This window comes from Enterococcus sp. DIV1314a (assembly GCF_051713805.1).
Taxonomy (GTDB): Bacteria; Bacillota; Bacilli; order Lactobacillales; family Enterococcaceae; genus Enterococcus_I; species Enterococcus_I aquimarinus.
In genome coordinates, this window is record NZ_JBIOQP010000001.1 from 1,292,501 (window position 1) to 1,295,000 (window position 2,500).

General features: G+C 47.7%; 2 rRNA genes (both cut by a window edge). Both read left to right on the forward strand.

Features of this window, described 5'->3' with window-relative positions:
* Window positions 1–516, forward strand: a 16S ribosomal RNA gene (locus IGI68_RS06160); it begins 1,042 nt to the left of the window's first position.
* 278 nt (window positions 517–794) lie between these two features.
* A 23S ribosomal RNA gene (locus IGI68_RS06165) occupies window positions 795–2,500 on the forward strand; it runs 1,209 nt beyond the window's last position.
* The 16S and 23S rRNA genes sit together here, the layout of an rRNA operon.

Here is a 2,500-nt window from a genome sequence, read left to right on the forward strand (position 1 = left end):
CCTTCGGGGACAAAGTGACAGGTGGTGCATGGTTGTCGTCAGCTCGTGTCGTGAGATGTTGGGTTAAGTCCCGCAACGAGCGCAACCCTTATTGTTAGTTGCCATCATTTAGTTGGGCACTCTAGCGAGACTGCCGGTGACAAACCGGAGGAAGGTGGGGATGACGTCAAATCATCATGCCCCTTATGACCTGGGCTACACACGTGCTACAATGGGAGGTACAACGAGTCGCCAAGCCGCGAGGCTGAGCTAATCTCTTAAAACCTCTCTCAGTTCGGATTGTAGGCTGCAACTCGCCTACATGAAGCCGGAATCGCTAGTAATCGCGGATCAGCATGCCGCGGTGAATACGTTCCCGGGCCTTGTACACACCGCCCGTCACACCACGAAAGTTTGTAACACCCGAAGTCGATGAGGTAACCTTTTTGGAGCCAGTCGCCTAAGGTGGGATAGATGATTGGGGTGAAGTCGTAACAAGGTAGCCGTATCGGAAGGTGCGGCTGGATCACCTCCTTTCTAAGGAATTTGTTTGACGCAATGATGTTTCATCATTTGCCAATCAAACATCACGGAAACTACACATCGTTTGCTCTTTGTTCAGTTTTGAGAGGTTTACTCTCAATTTAATTGTATTTTGCTCATTGAAAACTGGATATTGAAGAAAAGAAATATAACAAACCAAGAACATTGTGTTGGATGATTGTTACATGATTCCAATTACTTTATTTATTTTATCTTTGATTGCGTTTCTATCGCTAGAAACAACGTCAAAAACCCAACCGTAAGGTTGAGAAGGTTAAGTGAATAAGGGCGCATGGTGGATGCCTTGGCACTAGAAGCCGATGAAGGACGGGACGAACACCGATATGCTTTGGGGAGCTGTACGTAAGCTTTGATCCAGAGATTTCCGAATGGGGAAACCCAACATCTTTTATAGGATGTTACTTTTCAGTGAATACATAGCTGATTAGAGGTAGACGCAGAGAACTGAAACATCTAAGTACCTGCAGGAAGAGAAAGAAAATTCGATTCCCTTAGTAGCGGCGAGCGAAACGGGAACAGCCCAAACCAACAAGCTTGCTTGTTGGGGTTGTAGGACTCCGATATGGTAGTTTTTTCAGATAGTCGAAGGATTTGGAAAAGTCCGTCAAAGAGGGTAAAAACCCCGTAGACGAAATTTGGAAAGCACCTAGGAGGATCCTGAGTACGGCGGAACACGAGGAATTCCGTCGGAATCCGGGAGGACCATCTCCCAAGGCTAAATACTCTCTAGTGACCGATAGTGAACCAGTACCGTGAGGGAAAGGTGAAAAGCACCCCGGAAGGGGAGTGAAATAGATCCTGAAACCATGTGCCTACAACAAGTTAGAGCCCGTTAATGGGTGATAGCGTGCCTTTTGTAGAATGAACCGGCGAGTTACGATTATCTGCGAGGTTAAGTCGAAGAGACGGAGCCGTAGCGAAAGCGAGTCTGAATAGGGCGAATGAGTAGGTGGTCGTAGACCCGAAACCAAGTGATCTACCCATGTCCAGGTTGAAGGTGCGGTAAAACGCACTGGAGGACCGAACCCACGTATGTTGAAAAATGCGGGGATGAGGTGTGGGTAGCGGAGAAATTCCAAACGAACTTGGAGATAGCTGGTTCTCTCCGAAATAGCTTTAGGGCTAGCGTCAGATTTTAAGAATGATGGAGGTAGAGCACTGTTTGGACTAGGGGCCCGTCTAGGGTTACCGAATTCAGATAAACTCCGAATGCCATACATTTATATCTGGCAGTCAGACTGTGAGTGATAAGATCCATAGTCGAAAGGGAAACAGCCCAGACCACCAGCTAAGGTCCCAAAATATATGTTAAGTGGAAAAGGATGTGGGGTTGCACAGACAACTAGGATGTTGGCTCAGAAGCAGCCATCATTTAAAGAGTGCGTAATAGCTCACTAGTCGAGTGACCCTGCGCCGAAAATTTACCGGGGCTAAACATATTACCGAAGCTGTGGAGTGTACTTATGTACACTGGTAGGAGAGCGTTCTAAGGGCGTCGAAGGTAGACCGTGAGGACTGCTGGAGCGCTTAGAAGTGAGAATGCCGGTATGAGTAGCGAAAGACAGGTGAGAATCCTGTCCACCGTATGACTAAGGTTTCCTGGGGAAGGCTCGTCCGCCCAGGGTTAGTCGGGACCTAAGCCGAGGCCGATAGGCGTAGGCGATGGACAACAGGTTGATATTCCTGTACCCGTTGTTTTTGTTTGAGCGATGGAGGGACGCAGTAGGCTAAGAAATGCAGACGATTGGAAATGTCTGTCCAAGCAATAAGTCCGAGTGAGAGTCAAATGCTTTCATTCATTAAGGACAAGTTGTGATGGGGAGGGAAATTTAAGTACCGAAGTTTCTGATGTCACACTGCCGAGAAAAGCTTCTAGTTAGAAAACAACGGCCCGTACCGTAAACCGACACAGGTAGTCGAGGAGAGTATCCTAAGGTGTGCGAGAGAACTCTCGTTA